This is a genomic window from Paenibacillus sp. J45TS6 (genome assembly GCF_018403285.1).
Classification (GTDB): Bacteria; Bacillota; Bacilli; order Paenibacillales; family Paenibacillaceae; genus Paenibacillus.
The window spans coordinates 1-516 of record NZ_BOSJ01000064.1; the positions used below are offsets into that span (position 1 = coordinate 1).

A 516-nucleotide genomic window follows, 5' to 3' on the forward strand; every position below is an offset into this window, starting at 1 on the left:
TCACGGAGGTAACAGGGGTTCGAATCCCCTACGGGTCACTTTATATGGAGATTTAGCTCAGCTGGGAGAGCATCTGCCTTACAAGCAGAGGGTCGGGGGTTCGATCCCCTCAATCTCCACCATATAATATCGCGGGGTGGAGCAGCTCGGTAGCTCGTCGGGCTCATAACCCGAAGGTCGCAGGTTCAAATCCTGCCCCCGCAATTGAATTACTTGGAACTGTGGTGTAGAGGCCTAACATGCCTGCCTGTCACGCAGGAGATCGCGGGTTCGAATCCCGTCAGTTCCGCCATTTTTATTATGAATAAGGCTCGGTAGCTCAGTCGGTAGAGCAGAGGACTGAAAATCCTCGTGTCGGCGGTTCGATTCCGTCCCGAGCCACCATTCAAAATTAGCCGGTGTAGCTCAACTGGTAGAGCAACTGACTTGTAATCAGTAGGTTGGGGGTTCAAGTCCTCTCGCCGGCACCAGTTTCATATGGAGGATTAGCGAAGTGGCCAAACGCATCAGACTGTA

Annotated in this window: 5 tRNA genes; all 5 read left to right on the forward strand. The window is 52.9% G+C overall.

Annotation, left to right across the window (positions count from 1 at the left end):
* Positions 1-46 precede the first annotated feature (46 nt).
* The 5 genes from KJS58_RS24875 (at position 47) to KJS58_RS24895 (ending at position 470) form a co-directional block, all read left to right on the forward strand.
* Positions 47-122: transfer RNA gene (locus KJS58_RS24875), tRNA-Val, on the forward strand.
* An 8-nt stretch (positions 123-130) separates the two neighbouring features.
* A tRNA-Met gene (locus KJS58_RS24880) sits at positions 131-204 on the forward strand.
* Positions 205-215: 11 nt separating this feature from the next.
* Positions 216-292: transfer RNA gene (locus KJS58_RS24885), tRNA-Asp, on the forward strand.
* A gap of 16 nt (positions 293-308) precedes the next feature.
* Positions 309-384 (forward strand) — tRNA-Phe (locus KJS58_RS24890).
* A 10-nt stretch (positions 385-394) separates the two neighbouring features.
* A tRNA-Thr gene (locus KJS58_RS24895) sits at positions 395-470 on the forward strand.
* The last annotated feature ends 46 nt before the right edge of the window (positions 471-516 follow it).